Annotated in this window: 5 protein-coding genes and 1 pseudogene; 4 read left to right on the top strand and 2 right to left on the bottom strand. The window is 43.6% G+C overall.

The window, feature by feature from the left end:
• Both PX482_RS01490 and PX482_RS01485 read right to left on the bottom strand, forming a co-directional pair.
• Positions 1–252 (bottom strand): IS1634 family transposase N-terminal domain-related protein (locus PX482_RS01490; RefSeq protein WP_502888550.1); only part of this gene is annotated, 252 nt, incomplete at its 3' end.
• 31 nt (positions 253–283) lie between these two features.
• Positions 284–772: pseudogene (locus tag PX482_RS01485) on the bottom strand (transposase); the annotation flags it as partial.
• A gap of 374 nt (positions 773–1,146) precedes the next feature.
• On the opposite strand from PX482_RS01485, the gene PX482_RS01480 reads away from it, so the two are divergent.
• The 4 genes from PX482_RS01480 to petP form a co-directional block, all read left to right on the top strand.
• A complete protein-coding gene (locus PX482_RS01480; protein ID WP_004159682.1) occupies positions 1,147–1,779 on the top strand; it encodes a DUF305 domain-containing protein in 633 nt (210 codons plus the stop codon).
• Between the two features lie 226 nt (positions 1,780–2,005).
• Positions 2,006–2,902, top strand: coding sequence for an ABC transporter permease (locus tag PX482_RS01475; protein ID WP_288026370.1), 897 nt, complete (start codon positions 2,006–2,008; stop codon positions 2,900–2,902).
• 208 nt (positions 2,903–3,110) lie between these two features.
• Complete coding sequence (locus PX482_RS01470; protein WP_004266750.1) at positions 3,111–3,443, top strand: hypothetical protein; 333 nt, start codon at positions 3,111–3,113, stop codon at positions 3,441–3,443.
• A gap of 289 nt (positions 3,444–3,732) precedes the next feature.
• The coding region (gene petP, locus PX482_RS27985) for a cytochrome b6-f complex subunit PetP (RefSeq protein ID WP_502888549.1) at positions 3,733–3,921 on the top strand (189 nt) is incomplete at its 3' end.

The following is a 3,921-nucleotide window of genomic DNA, read 5'->3' as shown; positions in this document are numbered from 1 at the left end:
TTTAATCGTCTCTAAAATAGCCATCACATGACCATGAGGAAGACTTCTAATCACTTCAAAATGATTGGGAATGCCTTCAGTCATTGACAGTGTTGCTCCTTTAAGAGCCAGTTTCAGATTGTCGATAATATCATCGGGTAATTTTGAGAGATTGGCAAGGGTTCTTTTTTTGACTTGATCTCCTTCTCGGTAGGACTCTGGTCGAAGAACAGCGGGGGGGGAATTACGGTTAGGAACTTTTTCTATATACATGGCTATCATTTTAGCAAATGGAGAGAATTCTATTGAGCAATTCTCCTTCCTCGTTCACCAGTAAATGCAGTTTAAAGCCAAAAAACCAGTCCACAGAGGTTTTTCCCCGTGCGGCTAAATTGTCAAACACCCGATGACTACTGATGCGGCGATTATGGCAGACCTGAATTTTGGTGGCATCGACAAAGCTAATCCCCGTGCAACGACCAAAACAATGCTTCAAGTAAACGCATAAGGGGATGAGAGTCGAGGGTATCCATTCGATAAAACGTTGATAGCTAGGCAGTTGAGGGAACTCTTGTCGCCAGTAGACACAAACATGATCGAGGTAGAAATGTTTAAAATTACGGTAGTGGTTTTGATGGAAAGCGATCAGGATGGTCATAATTTCGCTTAAAGTCAAGATTTTGCCACGTTTACGAGCTTTATTATCGGACCAAAGCCTTGTCTGTTCTAATTTAGGTTCAAATACACGGCATCCGTCGTCGACATGACAGAAAAGAGCTTCTAGACTAGACATAGATGGGTTGGGGGTGCTGAGTTTATATATTTTTCAGCTTACTAGCCCCCGCCTTTTCTTTCCACCCTTATCCCGAACTGACGTTAACTATCAAAACCCCCCAAAAAAAGAGAGAGGAAACCCGCGCCTCCTACCTCGTTCCCAGGTAGAACCTGGGAACGCTATTTTCAGATTCTACCTGAAGAACAATACGCCAATTCAAAAATGAAACGCATCAACCTCAAGAGTTGACAAAGAAAGGCTCATCAGTTACCGTCTGAGCCTTATCGGAAGTTAACGACGGCGGGTGAGTTCAGCCGTTAGACTGCCAATTTCTTGGTCAAGATAGTTCCGGTTACTTTTGGGCAGGTGCTATAGTATAGTGAGGTTTGTAAATGGTTTCTCCCATGAAAAATAAAGCCATTATTGTGCTGGGGGCGGTTGCCGCTCTTGGGTTGGCTGCAACCTCAACTTTACTTCTGACACGTCCATCTGGAAATTCTCCAGATTCCGCCTCTGCTCAATTTTCTCCCAACGGCATGGGTGGGATGCATCATATGCAGGTCAGTAGCGAGTTTAACTATCTTGCCCAAATGATTCCCCACCATCAGGAGGCAATCGATACCGCCCAGGTTATTCTGGAACGCACTAGTCGTCCTGAGATGAGGCAGTTTGCTGAAAATATCATTCAAGTGCAAACTGCTGAAATTGCTCAGATGAAAAACTGGCTCAATGAGTGGTATCCCGGAAGGAATATTAGCGTCTCCTACGTTCCCATGATGCGCGATCTGAGTCAACTTCAGGGCGATGCCCTAGAGCAAACTTTTTTACAAGATATGATTAAACATCATATGGGAGCCGTGATGATGTCGCAAATGCTCCTGAATCATAATCTGGTGAAGCATCAGGCTGTCCAGCCCTTTGCTGAGAACATTGCCACTAGCCAGCACCGGGAAATTCGGCAGATGCAAACTTGGTTAATGGCTTGGTTTGGTGATCGCAATCCAATGGGTGGGATGCATCATTAGCTGGTATTGTGATCGCAATTTTGTCGGGTGCGTTCCCTAATGCAAGTACGCTTAACTGATACATGAGTTCTGGTTTTCCCTAAAACCAGAGACTTATCGCCTCAAAATAAAGATAACTGCTATATCCTTCTGTTCACTTTAAAATAAAACTGTTAGCTTGCTGGGGATTGAGAGTGACAATCCCAAAATCTCTACCTAAACCCTTCCCTTTTGAGGTAAATATTTCATGAGCCAAACCATCACACCTTCTTCCTTAAAAGCTAGTTTAGCCCCCAATCCCACTAGAGCAGCAACGGTGGACGATGGGGGAAATGTACTAGGGGAATTTCTGCAAGAAACTCTGGCCATGACTAAACGTCTGTTCATCCAATTACAACGTCGTCCTTCAACCCTAATCGCGGGGGTAATTCAGCCATTTATGTGGCTGATTTTATTCGGGGCATTGTTTTATAATGCCCCCCAGGGTCTATTCGGCAACGATCTCAGTTATGCTAAATTTCTCGCCCCCGGGGTGATTGTCTTTACCGCTTTTTCTGGGGCCTTAAATGCCGGTTTACCGGTAATGTTCGATCGAGAATTTGGCTTCCTTAACCGTCTCTTGGTGGCACCTTTAACCACTCGTTACTCGATCGTGGCCGCTTCTACCATCTATATTATCGCCCTCAGTTTCATCCAAACCGCCTCGATCGTGGCCGCTAGTGCCTTTTTAGGGGCCGGGTGGCCTAGTTTAGCCGGATTAGGTGCGATCGCTTTGATTGTGTTCCTAATCGTTTTGGGGATGACTGCCTTAAGTCTCAGTTTAACCTTTGCTCTCCCCGGACATATCGAATTAATCGCCGTCATTTTCGTCACCAATTTACCGCTTTTATTTGCCAGTACCGCCCTCGCACCCTTAAACTTTATGGCAGATTGGTTACAAGTAATCGCTAGTCTCAACCCTCTTACCTATGCGATCGAACCGATCCGTTATATTTATTTCAATCAGCACTGGTCTTTTGATAGCATAGTCTTACAAACCCCTTGGCTTGACCTCAATTTCTTGACAGTTTTAGGCCTGCTCTTAGCTTTTGATCTGCTAATCCTTTTGGCAATTCAGCCCTTACTTCGTCGTCGTTTTGCTTAAATCAGTTATCAGTTATCAGTTATCAGTTATCAGTTTACTTTCACTGAAAAGCCTGCAACTTTCTCACAACCAAAAACTAGACAAGTAAGTAGTTATAATTAAATTGAAGATAGATTTTGCCTCTGATCCCCCCCGCCCCCCTTGATAAGGGGGGGGCTGACAACTTTTAACACCTACCCACTTAATTTTCTGAGGAGTTAGTCAGATTATGAATACTCAAAAAATGTTAATCAAATCGTCTTTATTCCTAGCTACTATTTTATTAGTCGGCGCTGATTTTAGTCCGCAAGTGTTAGCTCAAAGCTTGAACCCCAGTCAACCGGACTATCAAAAAAATGAACGTAGTTCCGATGGCAGGGATGATCTCGGTGGTTTTAATCCTTTAGACTTGATTCATAATAGTAATTTTCGCCGTAGCCGGGACGGATCGGAATTTCAGGAAGATACCCTCAATAATATCAACGAAGCGGCTGAGGAGTTTAAACGCAAGCAAAGAGAACAACTGGAAAATCTGCAAAATCCTGCCCCAGAAACCAAATAAAACTCCTTTTTTGAGTAGTTAGACACAATTAATCGCACATAGGTAGGTATTGAAAACTTTCAGATGCCCCCCTTATTAAGGGTAGATCCCCCCGCCTATCGGCACCACCCTTATCAAGGGGGGCAGGGGGGATCGAACCTAAAATCCATTTTTAATTCAATTATAACCAGCTACTTATCTAACTACCTCTTACCTCTTGCCTATTGCCTTTTGCCTTTTGTCTTTTGCCTATCCTAAGCAAGAAGTTGATTTTGTTCAATGTCTTAGTATATATGATCGCTGAGTGCAGATGATCTTAGAAAGACCAATGACCGAAGATCATTGGGGGGTTTATCTGACACGAATTTATATTAAACTTAGGATTGGTTTATTGAATTATCGTCTTATTAAAACTGTGGAAGTAATGGAAATCGGGCAAAAAGTCAAGGTCTGTCGCTTAAGAGACCGCGTTAACTCGGATGTAGCGGGTAAATTGGGT

It is taken from the genome of Microcystis sp. M53602_WE12, assembly GCF_030065455.1.
GTDB classification, from domain to species: Bacteria; Cyanobacteriota; Cyanobacteriia; order Cyanobacteriales; family Microcystaceae; genus Microcystis; species Microcystis aeruginosa.
Note: the sequence above shows the minus strand (reverse complement) of the source record. Positions and strands in the feature narration are given on the sequence as shown.

Bases quoted from the DNA above. Each gene is read 5' to 3' on its own strand.
- PX482_RS01480 (WP_004159682.1), top strand. From the start codon at position 1,147: ATGGTTTCTCCCATGAAAAATAAAGCCATTATTGTGCTGGGGGCGGTT.
- PX482_RS01475 (WP_288026370.1), top strand. From the start codon at position 2,006: ATGAGCCAAACCATCACACCTTCTTCCTTAAAAGCTAGTTTAGCCCCC.
- PX482_RS01470 (WP_004266750.1), top strand. From the start codon at position 3,111: ATGAATACTCAAAAAATGTTAATCAAATCGTCTTTATTCCTAGCTACT.